At 39.7% G+C, this 18,771-nt stretch carries 18 protein-coding genes and 1 tRNA gene; 16 read left to right on the top strand and 3 right to left on the bottom strand.

Features of this window, described 5'->3' with window-relative positions; translation table 11 throughout:
- Positions 1-101: 101 nt before the first annotated feature.
- Positions 102-173 (bottom strand) — tRNA-Arg (locus ABD930_RS04360).
- A 203-nt stretch (positions 174-376) separates the two neighbouring features.
- Here ABD930_RS04360 and ABD930_RS04355 point away from each other — a divergent pair.
- From ABD930_RS04355 to ABD930_RS04310, 10 genes are all read left to right on the top strand, one after another.
- A complete protein-coding gene (locus tag ABD930_RS04355; protein WP_345230478.1) occupies positions 377-1,015 on the top strand; it encodes a peroxiredoxin in 639 nt (212 codons plus the stop codon).
- Positions 1,016-1,020: 5 nt separating this feature from the next.
- Entirely contained in the window at positions 1,021-1,338 is a 318-nt protein-coding gene (locus ABD930_RS04350) for a thioredoxin family protein (protein WP_345230477.1), read from the top strand.
- Complete coding sequence (locus ABD930_RS04345; protein ID WP_345230476.1) at positions 1,319-1,579, top strand: DUF6952 family protein; 261 nt, start codon at positions 1,319-1,321, stop codon at positions 1,577-1,579. The genes ABD930_RS04350 and ABD930_RS04345 overlap by 20 nt, the downstream gene beginning before the upstream one ends.
- A gap of 386 nt (positions 1,580-1,965) precedes the next feature.
- Positions 1,966-3,009 carry a threonine aldolase family protein gene (locus ABD930_RS04340; protein WP_345230475.1) on the top strand — a complete coding sequence of 348 codons (1,044 nt, stop codon included), beginning with the start codon at positions 1,966-1,968 and terminating at the stop codon, positions 3,007-3,009.
- 11 nt (positions 3,010-3,020) lie between these two features.
- Complete coding sequence (gene mutL, locus ABD930_RS04335; protein WP_345230474.1) at positions 3,021-4,886, top strand: DNA mismatch repair endonuclease MutL; 1,866 nt, start codon at positions 3,021-3,023, stop codon at positions 4,884-4,886.
- A 76-nt stretch (positions 4,887-4,962) separates the two neighbouring features.
- Positions 4,963-5,643, top strand: coding sequence for a rhomboid family intramembrane serine protease (locus ABD930_RS04330; protein ID WP_345230473.1), 681 nt, complete (start codon positions 4,963-4,965; stop codon positions 5,641-5,643).
- 43 nt (positions 5,644-5,686) lie between these two features.
- Positions 5,687-6,541, top strand: coding sequence for a rhomboid family intramembrane serine protease (locus tag ABD930_RS04325; protein WP_345230472.1), 855 nt, complete (start codon positions 5,687-5,689; stop codon positions 6,539-6,541).
- Between the two features lie 19 nt (positions 6,542-6,560).
- Positions 6,561-7,691, top strand: a complete 1,131-nt coding sequence (locus ABD930_RS04320; protein WP_345230471.1) for an endonuclease/exonuclease/phosphatase family protein — start codon at positions 6,561-6,563, stop codon at positions 7,689-7,691.
- A 98-nt stretch (positions 7,692-7,789) separates the two neighbouring features.
- Positions 7,790-9,259: a cysteine--tRNA ligase gene (gene cysS / locus ABD930_RS04315; protein ID WP_345230470.1), complete on the top strand. Its 1,470-nt coding sequence runs from the start codon at positions 7,790-7,792 to the stop codon at positions 9,257-9,259.
- An 11-nt stretch (positions 9,260-9,270) separates the two neighbouring features.
- A complete protein-coding gene (locus tag ABD930_RS04310) occupies positions 9,271-10,134 on the top strand; it encodes a hypothetical protein (RefSeq protein ID WP_345230469.1) in 864 nt (287 codons plus the stop codon).
- Between the two features lie 6 nt (positions 10,135-10,140).
- Here ABD930_RS04310 and ABD930_RS04305 read toward each other — a convergent pair whose 3' ends face one another.
- Positions 10,141-11,526 (bottom strand): peptidylprolyl isomerase, encoded by a 1,386-nt coding sequence (locus tag ABD930_RS04305; RefSeq protein WP_345230468.1) that lies wholly within the window; start codon positions 11,524-11,526, stop codon positions 10,141-10,143.
- A gap of 150 nt (positions 11,527-11,676) precedes the next feature.
- Here ABD930_RS04305 and ABD930_RS04300 point away from each other — a divergent pair, with 150 nt between their 5' ends.
- The 6 genes from ABD930_RS04300 (at position 11,677) to ABD930_RS04275 (ending at position 18,117) form a co-directional block, all read left to right on the top strand.
- On the top strand, positions 11,677-12,375 hold the full coding sequence (locus ABD930_RS04300) for a phosphatase PAP2 family protein (RefSeq protein ID WP_345230467.1): 699 nt from the start codon (positions 11,677-11,679) through the stop codon (positions 12,373-12,375).
- A gap of 82 nt (positions 12,376-12,457) precedes the next feature.
- Positions 12,458-12,958, top strand: coding sequence for a hypothetical protein (locus ABD930_RS04295; protein ID WP_345230466.1), 501 nt, complete (start codon positions 12,458-12,460; stop codon positions 12,956-12,958).
- Positions 12,959-13,021: 63 nt separating this feature from the next.
- Complete coding sequence (locus ABD930_RS04290; protein WP_345230465.1) at positions 13,022-13,597, top strand: non-canonical purine NTP diphosphatase; 576 nt, start codon at positions 13,022-13,024, stop codon at positions 13,595-13,597.
- 11 nt (positions 13,598-13,608) lie between these two features.
- On the top strand, positions 13,609-16,101 hold the full coding sequence (locus ABD930_RS04285) for a PIG-L family deacetylase (RefSeq protein WP_345230464.1): 2,493 nt from the start codon (positions 13,609-13,611) through the stop codon (positions 16,099-16,101).
- Between the two features lie 3 nt (positions 16,102-16,104).
- The gene (locus tag ABD930_RS04280; RefSeq protein ID WP_345230463.1) at positions 16,105-16,302 is read left to right on the top strand and encodes a hypothetical protein; all 198 of its coding nucleotides are present in this window, start codon (positions 16,105-16,107) and stop codon (positions 16,300-16,302) included.
- A 111-nt stretch (positions 16,303-16,413) separates the two neighbouring features.
- Entirely contained in the window at positions 16,414-18,117 is a 1,704-nt protein-coding gene (locus ABD930_RS04275; protein WP_345230462.1) for a sodium:solute symporter family protein, read from the top strand.
- 34 nt (positions 18,118-18,151) lie between these two features.
- On the opposite strand, the gene ABD930_RS04270 is transcribed toward ABD930_RS04275, so the two are convergent.
- Positions 18,152-18,727 carry a TetR/AcrR family transcriptional regulator gene (locus tag ABD930_RS04270; RefSeq protein ID WP_345230461.1) on the bottom strand — a complete coding sequence of 192 codons (576 nt, stop codon included), beginning with the start codon at positions 18,725-18,727 and terminating at the stop codon, positions 18,152-18,154.
- Positions 18,728-18,771: the final 44 nt, after the last annotated feature.

The following is an 18,771-nucleotide window of genomic DNA, read 5'->3' as shown; positions in this document are numbered from 1 at the left end:
CACAAATATCGAACTATAAATGACCTAACATTAACAGTTTGGGTCACAGATTTTTATTGGCATAAAAAAAGGAGACAACCGTGATATGGTGTCTCCTTATGTAGCCCCGACGGGAATCGAACCCATATCTAAAGTTTAGGAAACTTCTATTCTATCCGTTGAACTACAGGGCCGATTCATTTGGACTGCAAACTTAGATAAAATAGTTTTGATATGCAATGACAAACCGAAGTCCACCGACTTCACCTTATTTCCAATTATCAATATCACAACATTGTAAATATAGTTTTTACCTATACCAACATAAGGAAATACAATATCATTTCGCAAAATAAAGCCGTATCTTTGTACCAACAAAAACAAAAAAATTTTATTTATGAGCTTAGTTGGTAAAAAATTTCCGAACGTTACAGTTGACGCCATGGATCACATGGGCGACGATTTAAGAATTAATATATTAGAAGAAGCAACTAAAAAAGGAAAAAAAGTCTTATTGTTTTGGTATCCTAAAGACTTTACCTTTGTATGCCCTACCGAGCTGCACGCTTTCCAAGAAGCACTTCCAGAATTTGAAAAGAGAAACACCGTAGTCATTGGAGCCTCTTGTGACACAAATGAAGTACACTTTGCTTGGTTAAATACACCTAAGGATAATGGTGGTATTGAAGGTGTTACTTATCCTATTTTAGCAGACACTACGCGTAACCTGTCTAATGTATTAGGTATTTTAGATATACAGAAAGCGGCCTATGATGAAGAATTGGATTCGTTAATCGTAGAAGGTTCAAATGTCACTTTCAGAGCTACCTATTTAATAGACGAAGATGGAAAGGTATTCCACGAGAGTGTAAATGACATGCCTCTTGGTCGTAATGTAAAAGAATACCTCCGTTTAATTGACGCTTACGCACACGTACAAAAATTTGGAGAAGTATGCCCTGCCAATTGGGAAGAAGGCAAACAAGCCATGCATGCAAACCGTGATGGCGTAGCAAGCTACTTATCCGCAAATTAATTACTATGATGTTACAAGAATTAGAACAAGATAATTTGGCAGCTATCGTAAATGACCATAATATTGTAGTCGTACAATACGCGGCTTCGTGGTGCGGTAATTGCAAAATAATGAAACCAAAATTTAAAAAGCTGGCTTCAGAAAATGAAACCATTCCGTTTGTAATTGTTGATGCTGAAAAACTTCCTGAATCCAGGAAATTAGCAAATGTAACTAACTTGCCTACATTTGCTGCCTTTAAAGGAGGCAGATTAGTTAGTCAAGTACAGACAAATAAACTGGACGCCTTAACACTATTAGTAAATGAAGTTACCAATAATTAAGCACTTAACACAGTTTATTGAAGAAAACGACGAAGATTTCGTTATCGAAACCATTGAAACGTTAGAATCTCTAACGGAAGTGTCTTCATTGAAAGATGAGGAACTGGATGTAATTGGTGAGCTGATTTCTAACTTGTATGGTGCTGTCGAGGTAAACAAGCTGATAAGAGATCAGGGACTTAGTCAGAAAGATGCGCTTAATACGTTTATGCAACGGGTATTAGGCTCCATTGATAAATAATTATCACCTTTACAAAACAAACACATGCAAAAGAGACGAATTGAGCCTCTTTTGCATGTTATATCTCCAATCCAAAACTTCTTGTTAATACACATAAGATCAGGGTTTTCCACAAGAACATGTTGAAAACCTATTTGTCTGTTGAAAACTAATTTAGCAGACTAGCTTAATTTTCGTAAATTTACTAGTGTTAAAGGTTAATGCTTTAGCTTGCTCAATCGTGTTTTATTACGCTGTGTTTCGTAGCAAGACGCGTGTTCGAGTCAGCTTAAAAAAACAAAATTTTTTAATTGTTAATTTTACAAAGACCGTCGGGCATATTAACCCGGCGGTCTTTGTGTTAGCGCATTTCAGACCTCCCCATCATATCTTAATAAATACGTAACATGAAATCTTTAGCGAGCGATAACTATGCAGGCGCTATCCCTGAGGTAATAGAAGCAATACAAACGGAAAATCGTCAACATGCACCCGCTTATGGCAATGATGCAACGACCAAACGATTGGAAGAACAGTTTAAAGCGCTTTTTCAGCGGCCATTAGAAATGCATTTAACATTTAATGGTACAGGCGCTAACCTAATGGGCTTAAGCTGTATGGTACATCCTTATAGTGCCGTTTTATGTGCCGAAACGGCGCATATTTACGTAGATGAATCTACAGCTCCCGAAACCTTGTTAGGATGCCGGTTAATCCCATTAAATATAAATAAAGCGGGCAAACTCACTCCAACAGTTATAGAACATGCTATTAAACGTCAAGGTGATCTGCACCACCCTCAGATCCACGTCTTAAGTATTACCCAACCTACCGAATACGGAACGGTGTATACCTTAGATGAATTAAAAGCGATTAAAGCCATTACTCAGAAACATAAGCTCTTTTTACATATTGATGGTTCCCGAATTTTTACTGCAGCAACTTCTCTAGGATGTAACCTGAAAGCATTAATCGATGCCAGTGAGGCAGATGTACTATCACTTGGAGGCACTAAAGCAGGAATGCTCTATGGAGAGGCGGTATTGATCTTCAATGAGACCATTCATAATAGTCCTTTTTTTCATAAAAGAAGTATGCAATTGGCATCCAAAAACCGCTTTATCGCTGCTCAATTTCTAGCGCTATTACATCATGATACCTGGAAAAAATACAGCTCCACCACCATTAAACGAGCGAAACAGCTAGCCGCCTGCTTAAGTGAATACCCCATCATCAGCATAACCAAACCTGTAGAAGCAAATGCGGTGTTTGCTATCCTGCCACAACGATGGATAAAACCCCTTCAGGCTATTTTACCGTTCTATGTGTGGGATGAATCGAATGATGAAGTCCGTTTCATGTGCTCATTCGACACTACCGAAGCCGAAATTAACCTATTTGACAAAAAGCTTGCAGAGTTAAGTAAGGCTAGTATCGAATCAAATTTGTAAATTCGCGGGGTATGTCAGATATCATTCAATTACTACCCGATTCGGTGGCCAATCAAATTGCTGCTGGAGAGGTAGTACAACGCCCCGCATCGGCCGTAAAAGAGTTGATTGAGAACGCTATAGATGCCGGTGCAGATCGGATACAATTAATCATAAAGGATGCTGGAAAATCGCTTATTCAGGTTATTGATAATGGCTGTGGAATGAGCGTTACAGATGCCCGACTTTGCTTCGAACGCCATGCAACTTCCAAATTACGCAAGGCAGAAGATTTGTTTGCCATACGCACGATGGGTTTCCGAGGAGAGGCGATGGCATCTATTGCCGCTATTGCACATGTCGAACTTAAAACGAGAAGACATGAAGACGAACTAGGCACATGTATTATTATAGAGGGCTCTACTGTAGTAAGCCAAGAACCGGTAGCTACTCCTGCCGGTACCAGTATAAGCATAAAAAATTTGTTTTTTAATACGCCAGCGAGACGTAATTTTCTTAAAAGTAATCCTGTAGAAACCCGTCATATCTTAGAAGAGTTCCAACGTATCGCGCTAGCTCACCCAAAAATCTTTTTTAGCCTCCATAGTGATGGTAATGAGCTCTTTCATCTACCTCCTGAAGGCCTTAAACAGCGCATCATTCACATCTTTGGCAATAACTATAATCAACGGTTAGTACCTGTAGAAGAGTCTACCAGTATCATTAATCTCGGAGGCTTCATTGGTAAACCAGAATACGCCAAGAAAACACGGGGTGAGCAATATTTTTTTGTTAATAATCGCTTCGTTAAAGACCCTTATCTTAATCATGCCGTATTGAACGCTTATGAGGAAATTCTTCCTGCGGAAAGCTACCCTTTATATGTATTGTTCATCGAAATTGACCCTGCCCAAATAGATATTAACGTACACCCGACGAAAACGGAAATAAAATACCAAGATGAACGCTCTATCTATGCGATTATACGTTCGGCAGTTAAACGCTCCTTAGGCAGGTACAATATTACCCCTACATTGGACTTTAATCAAGAAACGGGTTTTAGCCACATGATATCACCGAAGAATACCGAAGATATTGTTCCACCTACCATACAGTTTAACCCCCAATTTAATCCATTTGAGGCTGAATCTTCTACGAAAGAACCATCGCAAAAGCAGGTTTCAATTACTCATGGACATCGGGATAATATCCCACAAAACTGGGATACACTCTACGAAATTACAAAAAAAGCTTCCTCTCAACAGCTGGCTTTTGATCAGCAGGCTATCGAACAAGAAAACGATAATGAAAATTTTCAGGAAAAACCTGCGGGTAAGCTTATCTTTCAGTTACACAATCGCTTTATTTTATCGCAGATCAGATCGGGATTTATACTTATCGATCAGCAAGCCGCACATGAACGCATTTTGTTCGAACGCTTCTTACAGCAATTGGAAAATCATCAGGGGGCTAGCCAGCAAAGCCTTTTTCCGCAAACGGTTATGCTAAACCCTGCGGATTTTGAATTGATAAATGATTTGCTACCTGATATTCATGCGCTAGGATTCCAAATTCGGATTTTTGGAAAACATGCTTTTGTAGTAGAAGGTATTCCAGCAGATTTGGGTAACGGCATGAGCGAATCGCAAGTACTGGAACAGCTCTTAGAGGCCTATAAAAATAACCAAGCAGAATTAAAAATAAGCAAGCGGGAAAATTTAGCGCGAAGTCTAGCCAGAAACGCGGCCATAAAAGTAGGCACTATGCTCAACATTGACGAGATGACGGACATTATAGACAAACTCTTTGCATGTGCAACACCCAATATTTCTTTGAGCGGTAAACCGATAATTATTACCTTTACCCTTAAGGAGCTGCTTGAAAAATTTGATAAATAACTGATAGAACGAAACGATGCTTAATAACTCTTCTCCTTTTGGCGGATTGCCTCCTGTAGTAAAAAATTTACTCATTATGAACGTCTTATGCTTCATTGGGGGAGCTTTCATTTTCCCAAAGGCAAATATGCTATTCGGCGTTTATTACCCTGATTCCCCAGCCTTCCATTGGTGGCAAATTTTTACCTATATGTTCATGCATGGCGGCTTTACCCATGTGTTCTTTAATATGTTTGCATTGTTTATGTTCGGCCCTATTTTAGAACAGATTTTAGGTTCAAAACGGTTTATCAATTATTATTTGATTACCGGATTGGGGGCATTGGCACTACAGTTTGCTGTACAAGCCTACGAGGTACATAGCCTAACCGGAACCTTTGCTGCGAGCCATCAGATGGATGTTAACGTGGCCCAGCAAACAGCCATTGGCCCCGCCCTACAGGATCTAAGCCAAGACCAAATTAATAACCTACTATCGATCTATGTGTTTCCTATGGTCGGCGCATCAGGAGCGATATTCGGCTTATTGGTTGCTTTCGGATATCTTTTCCCGAACACCGAGCTATACCTTTTTTTTATTCCAGTACCCATTAAAGCCAAAATCTTTATTCCGATTTATATTATCTTGGAACTGTTTTTGGGTGTTTCAAAATTTGCAGGGGACTCTGTAGCCCATTTTGCACATCTCGGTGGTGCACTTTTTGGATTCATCCTAATCAAGGTGTGGAAAATCAAGCGTCCGGGACTTTGGGGTTAAGGCACAACAAGAAACAATTCGTAAAGCTTAAAAAACACGCATAATGATGAATAAACCATTTTTAAGCGAACTCTACTATAAAGCATTTCAATCGGGAAATAAACTGTATCTCGTTATTGCGATAAATACCCTGATTTTCTTGGTGTTGGGTATTTTGTCCCTTATTGACGTACTCGCAAAAACACCGCTTAGCTCTTTTCTGATTAGCCAGTTATCTTTACCTGCAAATTTAGGCGATTTGCTATACCGACCGTGGACAATAATAACCTATATGTTCACGCAGCTCGCTTTTTTTCATTTCTTATTTAATATGCTTTGGTTATACTGGATTGGGTTGATTTTCTTAGCTTTTTTGAATAATCGCCAATTTTTGTTTACCTATTTTGCTGGAGGAATTTTCGGCGGACTATTATTTCTAGCATTATTTAACCTCATTCCTTCCTTTTATTCCCGCCAAGCGATACTCATCGGTTCATCTGGAGCGGTATATGCCATTATTGTTGCCGCCGCAACACTGGTTCCCAATTATACCTTACGTCTACTTTTTTTTGGTAATGTACAATTGAAATATCTCGTCGTGGCTTTCATCATATTGAATATCCTTGGACTGAACGGAGCGAATATTGGTGGGAATTTGGCACATTTAGGTGGTGCATTGTTTGGATTCATCTATATTCATCAATTGCGTAAGGGGAACGACTGGAGCAAGTTGTTTACCCGCAACAAACCAAAGCTTCGTGTCATTAGAAATGAGCAGGCACCGAAAAACAACCATTCATTTACCAATCAAGAATATATTGACAGCATTTTAGACAAAATATCCCGCTCGGGTTACAATAGCTTAAGTAAAGCAGAAAAGGATGCCTTATTTAATGCAAGCAAACAGGATAAAGGCTAAGGCGATATATTACATAACGATGCAAGTCAGAAAAAGAAAAAGGAAGAGCAGTACAGGACGCTTAATTTTATTAAGTATCAATGGCTTATTTGTTTTTTTCCTACTTCTGAGCTATTTAGCCCCTTACCTTAATCCGAAACATTTTTGGCCTATAGCCTTCTTTGGGCTTGCCTATCCGTTATTACTAATTCTAAATCTTGGCTTCAGCCTTTTTTGGTTACTGAAACGCTCTAAAGTTGCATTATTATCCTTTTTTTTTATCCTTGTCGGCTATGTTCCGCTAAAAAAGCATTTCGGCTTTCATGCTCAACCTAGTGAAACGATCATTAAGCAACGTGATACAACTAGCGTACGTATCCTGACGTATAACGTTCATTTATTTCGAAAAGATGACCAAAATCCAGCTCCGGAAACAAAATCTGCGATTACCACGCTTATTCAATCCGTTTCGCCAGATATCGTCTGCTTACAAGAATTTTACACTCGAAAACGCGGAAAATACAATACCAAACTGAGACTAGCATCCGATTTAGGTTTAGCTTATAGCTATTTCCAACCCGTATTTGAAAATGATTACGAAGCATTTGGCCTAATCATCTTATCCCGTTACCCTATAAAAAATGCTGGCTGCCTGCCCGATTATAAAGCGAAAAAAACCTTAAATCGGGTAATCTATGCCGATATAGTCAAAGAGAAAAAGGTTTTTCGAGTTTACAATATTCATCTTCAATCGATTGGTTTTCAACCAAGGGATTATGCCTTCGTCAAAGACGTCCAAAATCATGCGTTTGAGAAGACAGATGTCGCCTCTACTCGCAGGATCGGCGGACAATTAAAGCGTGCCTTTTACGAAAGAAGTGAGCAAGCAAAACATGTAAAAGAAGAGATCGACCGGTGCAGAAAGCCGGTCATTATTACTGGTGATTTTAATGATACTCCCTTATCGTATGCGGTCAATACAATTGCGAGTAACTTAAACAATAGCTTTGCCAGCAAAGGTCAGGGATGGGGGATAACTTATAATGGCGATTTTCCTAATTTTCAAATCGACTATATCTTATCTTCCAAAGTTTTTGTTGTCGAACATTATCAAATTTTAAAGAAGAAACTTTCGGATCATTATGCGGTTTGGAGTGATTTACGACTTTAATGCATAGCAAGACCAATAATCTATACTTGATGAAATTTATTAAATTCGCAACATTTTTGGTAACATTGCCAATTAGCTGCTATTAAAATATATGACGAATGAACAGCAACTTAGTTATCTATAATACACTTAGTCGGAAAAAAGAGCCCTTTGAACCCATCAATCCTCCCACGGTAGGCTTATACGTTTGTGGCCCTACTGTTTATAGCGATGTGCACTTGGGTAATTGCCGAACCTTTGTATCATTCGATCTTATTTATCGTTACCTACTATACCTTGGATATAAAGTACGCTACGTACGTAATATAACAGATGCAGGGCATCTGGAAGGCGATCGGGATGAAGGAGAAGATAAATTTGCAAAGAAAGCAAAATTGGAAAAGCTAGAGCCCATGGAAATTGTACAGAAGTACACAATCGGGTTTCATGATGTACTCAGATTATTCAATACGCTTCCTCCAAGTATTGAACCAACGGCAACCGGACACATTTCAGAACAAATTGAAATGATTAAGCAGATTATGGCTAATGGCTATGCTTATGAGGTAAATGGTACGGTCTATTTTGATGTCGAAAAATACAGTAAGCACAATGACTATACCCTACTGACCAACAGACAGCTGGACGATATGCTAAATAATACCCGTGAATTAGGTGGGCAGAATGAAAAAAAAGGTAGACTAGACTTTGCTTTATGGATCAAAGCCAAACCTGAACACTTAATGCGTTGGCCATCGCCTTGGGGCATAGGGTTTCCTGGTTGGCATATTGAATGTTCGGCAATGAGCAATAAATACCTTGGCGATCAGTTTGATATTCATGGAGGTGGCATGGATTTAGCGGCAACTCACCATACCAATGAAATCGCCCAATCACAAGCATGTAACCATACCAATCCGGCGAAATACTGGATGCATACCAATATGCTTACCGTCAACGGTGCCCGCATGTCCAAATCCGCCGGGAATGGCTTTTTACCACGGGAACTTTTCACAGGCGATCATCCCCTGTTAAACCGGGGCTATTCACCGATGTCTGTCCGTTTTTTTATGTTACAGGCACACTATAGAAGTACGTTAGATTTTTCTAACGATGCTCTGGACGCCTCAGATAAGGGTTATAGGCGTTTAATGAATGCTATTGCATTGTTGCCGAAACTTAAAGCGGGCAAAACCTCTGATATTGATTTTGATGAGATCCGAAACCGGTGTTTAGCAGCCATGGATGATGACTTTAATAGTCCGGTATTGATTGCCGAACTCTTTGAAGTGGTCCGTATCATCAACAGCATCTACGACAATAAAACGAGTATAGACGACCAGGGTTTAGAACAATTGAATGCCCTGATAACAGACTTTGTATTTAATATTCTTGGTCTGAAAGATGATATGCATACAGATCATAATGGAGATATGGAAAAGCTGATGGAATTTATTATTAAACTCCGTCAGGAAGCCAAAGCAACAAAAGATTATGCTACATCTGACCTCATCCGTAATGGCCTCCAAGAAATTGGGATACAGCTAAAAGACAGCAAAGAAGGGACCATTTGGAGTAAAATTAACTAAAATCAACGCGCATGTTAAGAATTATTTGGATCGCTTGCTGCATTGCCTTTATTAGTAATAAGGCTATTGCCCAGCAAGATCCTTCAGAACAAGTAAATCAACTCATTTCGGCAGAATACAACTTATCGGTACTTGCCACCAAAAAAGGCTTACTAACAGCTTATCAAACATTTAGTGATGAAAATACGATATTCTATACACCCGCTCCTACTAAAGTAACGGATTATCTGAAAAATAAACCCAACCTACCCGATGTGATGCAATGGAAACCGATATATGCAAAGGTGGCTAAAAGTGATGAGTGGGGTTTTACAACCGGGGCCATAACCTGGCAAAAAGTAGGTTCACCAAAAAAATATGGGGAATACCTCTGCTTATGGAAGAGGGATCGAAAAGGTGAATGGAGAATGGCTTACCGAGCGATTAGCGAGCATTTCGAACCCTACCGTAAGATCAGCGTCGACTTTGAAAGTCCGGCGAACAATAAATATCGGAAATCACGGTCGAGAGCCCGATTGAAACAACGGGAAGATATTATCCTGAGCACCGACCAACTGTATGCCACCATCTTAAAGGCCGATAATAAGACCGCTTTCAAGGAATTTTTAACAGATGGTGCTCGAATCTACATTCCAGGCTATAACCCCGTCATCAAGCTGGATAAGATTCAAGCTTTCTTGGAGAAACAGGACATCAACATTGAAAGTGTAGAAGGGAAAGTAGACCGAGCTTATAGTGGAGAATTGGCCTTTAGTCAAGGAGACGCCATCATCCGGCAAGGAAATAAGGTAACCAAATGTTATTACATTCGCATCTGGGAGCTTCAAGAAAATGCCATGTGGAAGGTTTCCGTGGATATGTATTTCGCTAAATAATACTTATTATTTGTTCACCTGTGCTGTCTGTGGGCTACTTACCCAATCTTTCAATTCCGAGCAGGTAGCGAACTCATCGTCTATTCTAATATAAGTCGTTTTTCTTCGTTCTTCAAACCACTCGCTAACCACACGATTTAACTTATCTTGTTCTGCCAGATTCTTAATCTTCGCGTAATCGGTTTCCAGGGATGCTTTATGAGGTGCTGTACGCGATTTTAAATACATGAATTTGTACCCCTCTTTTCTTGTTTGAGGATCAGTAAACGTGAATGGTTGGGAGTACTCTCCGGGTTTTAACGTATCAATAGCAGCAAAATCCGCTGCATCCAATTGATCTACCGGAATATAGGTTGTACGGCTTTGCTGATCGCGTGCATTTAGTAACATACCGCCATTATATTTCGTCATTTCATCGCCAGAATACAAGGCAGCTGCGGTAGAAAAAGGCAATTTATCTTCCTTAACACGTGTACAGATACTATCAATTTCCTTTTTTGCCCGTTCCATACTTGCATCGCTAGGTTTTAATCCAATTAAAATATGTCTAACCCGTACCTGCTCTCCACGTCGTTCCAATACCTGCAAAAAATGAAATCCAAACTCTGTTTCAAATACTTTAGAAATCTCGCCCGGCTTCATTCGGAAAGCAGTTGCCGTAAACTCTTTGGCCATACCAGAAGAACGATCAAAGAACCCTAAATCTCCTCCTGCAGCTGCAGATCCCGGGTCTTGGGAATAGAGCCTCGCCATTGTTCCAAAATCATCACCCGCCTTAATACCCATACGCAAAGATTCCGCCCGGTCATAAAAGGGTTGCTTTTCCTCTTTCGTCAACTTAGGAAAAATAACAATTTCGCCTACTTCTACTTCGGAGTTATAATTAGGGACACTATCTTTTGGTATTTTTTCAAAATATCGTTTTACTTCCAAAGGGGTTACGCCTGTTTTTTCCGTAATCTTGGCTTGCATCTTCTGCGCAACAAGCTGCTCTTTTACAGCAGGACGCATCTCTTCCTTATACTGTAATATCGAACGGTTTAAAAACTTCTCCAGATTTTCTTGCCCTCCAGCTTGCCGAGTCATGTAGCGTAAACGATTATTGATATTATCATCCACTTCATCCTCGCTCACTTCTATGGAGTCAATAGCCGCCTGTTGCGTTAATAGCTTATTGGTCAGTAATTGTTCCAGTATCATACATCTGACACCGGGATCAGGTTGATTACCCTCCGAAAGATACTGCGCATATTGCATGTCAATATCAGATTGAAGCACCACGTTACCTCCAACAACAGCCGCTACTTTATCGATTACCTGCACCTCTTGGGCCTTCATCTTCCCAATACCGCTAATCAGGATCAGCAAAAACAAACCAGCAAACTTCTTCATTCGTTATATTTTTATACTATACTATTGCTTTTAAGGTTGCTAAGTTACATAAATCCATTACACTATAATCCATATTTAACGAATTTTAACAAGAAAAATCATCTCGAAGCTACTTTTTAGTATGTTTGGTTTTAAATAAGGTTTCTACTCATGAATCATGTTCACACCTATCAAGGTAGCTTTTCAACGTTTTTAAAACAATTTTCATTATTTGTATCTTTACTTATTGGTTTTCAAGCCCTGGGACTTACCTTATTCGCCTTTTACTCACAGGCAGATTTATTCTTGATGATTAATCGCTTACACCACAACGATGCCGATCAATTTTTCATGTACCTTACGCATTTAGGCGATTGGCCGGTAACGGCCCTTTTAGCCTTTTTCTTTTTATTTGTCAATTATCGCTATGCACTGGTGTTAGTGGCCAATATGCTTTACACAGGATTTTTTACACAACTCATTAAAATCATTGTACAACACCCCCGGCCAGCCGTTTATTTTCAGCATTTAGAACCTATTTATACAATAAAAGACTATGCTCTCCAAAATTCCTTAAGCTTTCCTTCGGGACACACAACCTGTGTCTTTTCCCTCGCCATAAGCCTAAGTTACCTTTTCCTAGCCCAACGTAAGCAACCATGGCTCTTCTTAATGGCACTCACTGTTTCCATCTCAAGGGTTTATTTAGCCCAACATTTTTTTAAGGACCTGCTAGCCGGTTCTTTTATTGGTACGTTTTTCGCACTTCATTTGCTCTGGCTTTTCGAAAGAACGCAGTGGTTTCATGCTAAACAGCTAGACAGCAATCTCTTACGCAGATTTAAAAGCAACAATTCCGTTAAATCTTAAGCGAATTGAGGAATGCACTTGCAACTCGCTATAAATTCTTATATTTTCGTTTTGGTATTTTGGTATCCAACAAAACGTGCAAATGACTTCTTTAACAACTAAAAATCCTACTGCACTCCGCTATTTTATGGAGGAAACCTTATACCCTGTTCAAATAACAGGAAAAACCGAAACCCAGCAAATCGCTGAAAAAGCACCTGTAGGCTATCATTTTTTGGGAGGGAACAGCAAACATATTCTCTTTTTAGTCCGTAATAAAGCGCATGCCTTTTTCTCACCAACAGCGCATGAAGCTTTTTTGAAGACGATCCAAGCATTGGCCCTGTCATTAGAAGATGTGGCTGTGTTCAATACTTCAACAACAGCGGAAAGGGTAGACATGGATCGTATCTGTTCCTTCTTCCAACCGAAAATATTTGTTGTTGCTGGTCCTATTTCTAACGATTTGGGCTTACCGGATTACCCCTTAAATACCCCTACCCATCAAGACGGAATTAAATTACTGTATACCTTCTCTTTTGAAGAAATGTTAACAGACACGCAAAAGAAAAAACTGTTCTGGCAAGCTATAAAAACACTATAATATGCCATTATATCGCACAGGGCTGTATTTTTTATTTTTTTACTTTTAAATTTTTACTTTTTAATGCAACCGCTCGTTTTCGCTACCAACAATCAACATAAATTAATCGAAGTTCAGGGTATGGTAAAGCATCTATTCCATATTCAATCTTTAAGCGATATTGGATGTATGGTGGATATTCCAGAAACCGCGCAAACACTTGAAGGGAACGCAGCGTTAAAAAGCGCCTACATCTTGGAAAATTATCAATTAAATTGTTTCGCAGATGATTCTGGTTTGGAGGTCGAGGCGCTCAACCAAGAACCCGGTGTCTTTTCTGCCAGGTATTCAGGTTCGCGGGATATGGAACAGAACATCGATTTATTGCTAAGCAGATTGGGTAATAACACGAACCGTAAAGCCCGATTTCGTACGGTTATATCGCTCCGCCTTGGACATCAACACCAACTATTTGAAGGCATTATCCAAGGAAACATTATCCATGAAAGAAAGGGCCTTAAAGGCTTTGGTTATGATCCTATTTTTGTTCCAGAGGGCCGTACTCAAACCTTTGCCGAAATGTCATCAGAAGAGAAAAATCAGATTAGTCATCGGTCAATCGCCATTAATAAACTGGTTAATTTTTTAAAAACGCATTAACCCTGTATAACATGCCGCTCATCCGCTTGAAATCACTTCTAATTGTTACCCTATTCCATTTAACTTTTGGCTATGCCGCAGCACAAAGTGCTTCTAATAAAAATGCAGCCACAATCAAACTAAGACTTCAAAAACTGAATACCTTAGGTAGTGTGTTATACTTTGCGGCGCACCCGGACGATGAAAATACTCGATTGATCGCATGGTTAGCTAATGAAAAATATTACCGGACGGGTTATCTGTCTTTAACCCGGGGCGACGGCGGACAAAACCTCATTGGTACAGAGCAGGCTGAAGAACTCGGATTATTGCGTACTCAAGAATTATTGGCAGCGAGGCAAGATGATGGCGGAGAACAATTTTTCTCGACCGCAAATGATTTCGGTTTTTCTAAAACGTACGCAGAAACATTTAAGATTTGGAATAAAGAAAAAATATTGGCCGATGCCGTATGGGTTATTCGAAATTTTAAACCGGACGTCATTATCACCCGTTTTCCAGGTGATCCAAGAGCTGGGCATGGGCATCACCAAGCATCTTCTATTTTGGCATTAGAAGCCTTTAAAGCAGCCGCTGATCCGAACAGATTCCCAGAACAACTCGCTTACGTAAAGCCTTGGCAAGCCGAGCGAATTCTTTGGAACACCTTTAATTTTGGTAGTGCAAATACCATAGAAGAAGGGCAATTCCATGTAGACCTCAGTCAGTACAATCCCTTTCTAGGAAAAACGTATGGAGAACTAGCAGCCATCAGCCGAACAAACCATAAGAGTCAAGGCTTTGGCTCAACTTCACAACGAGGAATCATGAAAGAATATTTTGAGCTATTAGGTGGCTCTAGCCCTCGTAAATCCTTATTTGATGGCATTGATACCACTTGGTCTAGGGTACCAAAAGCGCAATCCGTTCAGAAACTCATTCAACAGGTTAATCAGGAATTTGACCTAGCACACCCCCAATATAGCGTCAAAACATTAGTTAAGCTGTTAAGTGAATTAGAGAAACTCGGAGATAACTATTGGGCCCAGCAAAAAATCAAGGAAGTTAAACGTCTGATCTTGGATTGTGCAAACATCTGGATCAGTTGTCAGACGGACGAACCGAAATATGCCAATGGTGAAACCATACAGGTAAACACCCACATCATCGTACAAGCACCCCATATTACTGCCTCCTTAACAGATTTAAGGGCTGGACATTACGCTGGCCAGAATACGCTAACCTCAGCACAACCACTGACCTATAACCAAGCGAAAACCTTAAAAACAACGATTAAGACTACCGATTTGACGCAACCCTATTGGCTCAGTGCATTTCATAGCCTAGGCTCTTTTCAGGTAAAGAATCAAAAACTAATCGGTATGCCGATCACCGATAATTTACCGAGTATGCTTCTCCAGCTGTCGATTGAAGGGAAAATCATCGACTACCGTTTTCCGATAATCTACGCATATAATGATCCCGTAAAAGGGGAAGTAAACAATCCACTCATTGTGGCTCCCCGGCTTACTATTAATCTTGATCAAAAAGCGATTATCGTTAATGGCAATCAGCCAAAGCAAGTTGAATTGTCCTTTACAGCCAATACGGATCAGGTTAAAGCATGGGTTCATCCTGTACTCCCAAAAGGCTGGCGAATGGAACCCGCATCCTTTGAAGTCGCATTACAGCAGAAAGATGATGAATGGACAAAACAGGTAACCATTTACCCTCCGGCACAAGCCAGCCTAAACGATTCGATCTATTTTAACCTCGTCTACCCCGATAGCCTTAAAGAATTAGCGAAGGCCATCCACTATATCAAGTATGATCATATACCTCAAATCGCATGGTTTCCAACAACTGCGGCCCGTCTGAGTAAAATTGAGACGGGTACTGCTGCAAAACGCATTGGATACCTGCCTGGAGCGGGCGATTTGATACCGCAATCGTTGCGCGAAATCGGCTTACAGGTAGATTTATTGTCCGAAAATGACATCATGCACCAAGATCTTTCCGTATACGATGCGATTATAACCGGTATTCGAATATACAATGTCAATGATCGCATACGTTATTTACAACCTAAATTATTGGATTATGTTAAAAATGGCGGCACATTAGTGGAACAATATAATGTAAACGGTGGATTAAAAACCCCAAGCATAGGCCCTTACCCCTTTCAAATTACCCGTGATCGGGTAACCGATGAGCAAGCAAAGGTAACTTTTACGCATCCGCAGCATCAAGTACTCACCTACCCCAATGCGATTAGTAGTAAAGACTTTGATGGATGGATACAAGAACGTGGGTTATATTTTGCCGGAAACGTTGATGCCCATTACATACAACCGTTAAGCATGCACGATCCTGACGAAGCTAAAAACAGCGGTTCCCTATTGGTAGCAACCTATGGTAAGGGAAAATACGTATACACCTCGCTCGCTTTTTTTAGAGAATTACCGGCTGGCGTACCCGGTGCATATAGATTATTTGTAAATTTGTTAGCAAAAGAAAATAAATAAATCATGGAACATCAAGAAGAAAAAAAAATCAATACCGATCCTATATTTTACATTATTGGTGCCTTTTTTGGCATATTAACTGGAGGATTTTGTTTTAAATCTTTCTGGGGTGTTGTAGGTGGGTTAGTTATAGGCCTGTTTATAGCGATGTTTTTTTTGAATGCTTTAGTGAAGCGTAAAAGTGAGGAAGAAGCAGCCTAAGGCTAATGGCTTACCTCCCTTTGTAAATAGCTGGCAACAATTTTACGGCTTGGTCGTATTGTGGCTATTTATACTCATCTTATTGTTTTACTTATTCAAAATAACCTTTGAATGAGTTTAATCGATTGGATTGTTCTTTTTTGCTCCCTAATATTCATCGTAGGGTATGGAATCTATAAAAGCCGGGGTAACCGCAATATCGATGGTTATCTGTTAGGGGGCAAATCTTTACCTTGGTACCATATTGGATTTTCGGTAATAGCTACCCAAGCGAGTGCCATTACCTTTCTTTCCGCTCCTGGACTAGCCTATAGTTCGGGTATGAGCTTTGCCCAATTCTATTTCGGTGTACCACTGGCGATGATTATCCTAAGCATAACGTTTGTACCCATATTTCATAGCATGCGCGTTTTTACCGCTTATGAGTATTTGGAAAAACGATTCGATGTTAAGACACGCGTATTTACTGCTCTGCTTTTCCTAATTCAACGCGGACTCTCAACGGGCATTACCATTTATGCACCAGCGGTTATTTTATCCAGTATACTTCAAATAGATGCGACCTATGCTACCCTGTTTATTGGATTTATAGTCATTTTATATACCGTTTACGGGGGAACTAAGGCTGTTTCTTATACGCAACTTTTGCAAATGGCTATTATTTTTGTAGGTCTTTTAGCTGCCGGAATGATGGTGATACACTTATTACCAGCAGATATCGGCCTAGTTAAAGCCCTACATATTGCCGGTAAATCTGGCCGAGCTAACGCTTTAGATTTTTCCTTTGATTGGGATAATCAATATACCATCTGGAGTGGGTTAATTGGCGGATTTTTCTTACAGCTTTCTTATTTCGGTACTGATCAAAGCCAAGTAGGCCGATACTTAACCGGATCATCCATAAGAGATAGTCGTTTAGGTTTATTAATGAATGGCTTGATTAAAGTACCTATGCAATTTTTAATTCTACTGATTGGAATACTTGTCTTCGCCTATTACCAATACAATCAACCGCCAATTTTTTTTAACAAACTGGAATTGAATAAAATTGAACAAAGCGCCTATCAGCCGGAGTTAAACAAAATAAAAGGAGATTTTAAATCCATATTTGATGAGAAACATGTTCTTATCAATCAATTGAGCGAAGCACTCGATCAAGATAACCAGCAAGCTATCGCTGCTATTCGAACGCAGCTGCATCATGCGAATGCGAAAACAGATACGATACGCAATCGTTTAGCCTCTTTGATGGAAAAAAATGACCCAAAAGCAGATACGCATGATAATAATTACATCTTTCTTAATTTTGTTACCGAAAAGCTTCCCCACGGCTTGGTTGGTTTACTTATTGCCATTGTTATTTTAGCGTCTATGGGCTCTACTGCGAGCGCACTAAATTCATTGGCTTCTACCACGATAGTCGATGTTTACAAACGATTTTTACACAAAGACGGCAGTGAGGGGGCTTATCTAACCGCATCGAGAATGGCTACCCTTTTTTGGGGTATTTTTTCCGTAATCATTGCTTTATACGCTAGTAAATTAGGAAATTTGTTAGAGGCCGTTAATATTTTAGGTTCGCTATTCTATGGTACCATATTGGGGGTCTTCATCGTAGCTTTTTATATGAAAAAGGTAAACGGCACCGCAACATTTATGGCTGCCATCCTGGCTGAAATATTAGTCATAGCCTGTTGGTTACTCAAACTCATGGCCTTCCTCTGGCTTAATTTGGTGGGTTGTGTGTTGGTTATGCTTTTCGCAGGCATCCTACATGCCCTATCTATTGGCTCAATCAAAAAGCATCTGAAATAATACGCTATTAAACACAACAAGATGTTGCCTTATATTACCTCACCGTTGCTTTTACAAGATAGGGTAGTAGTTCTTTTTGGAAAGAAACAAAATACTTTCTTACGTCTGCTACACTTACAGCAGTAAATGCAAAAGAAAATACAATACTTTTACTAGACTTGATCAAGAAGATTAAATTTTCCCTAGGTATATGTGGATCAATAATGCTACTTTCATTGAATGAGCTGATCAATAAATTTTCCAAATCGTCTGAAAGCGTTTTCAAATATTCCTGAGCATTAGCCGATTCCCGGATAAAGTCCCAGCCCACAAATTCATTACAGATCGTATAGGTTAATCGGCTTACTTTTAAAATGAGATTGCTTAAATAACTTTCCTGATCGGTCGCAGGGCTTGGATTGTGAATAAGATCATCTACGCCTGTCCGGATATAATCCATTAGGATGGCATGCAGGACCATCTCTTTACTATCGAAATATTTATAAATGGTAGCTTTAGCAATCTTGGCTTTCTTAGCGATTTCATTAACGCTTGTTTTATTATAGCCATAACGCCTAAAAAGTTCTTTAGCCGATCGCTTAATGCTTTCCTTTATTTTATCTGCTTCCATCAATTATACGCTAATAGTATACGATTCTCTTATCCTTCCGTAGG

Origin of the sequence: Olivibacter ginsenosidimutans, from assembly GCF_039542865.1 — a bacterium.
GTDB classification, from domain to species: Bacteria; Bacteroidota; Bacteroidia; order Sphingobacteriales; family Sphingobacteriaceae; genus Olivibacter; species Olivibacter ginsenosidimutans.
The sequence above is the reverse complement of the archived record's forward strand: the minus strand, read 5'-3'. Positions and strand labels throughout refer to the sequence as shown.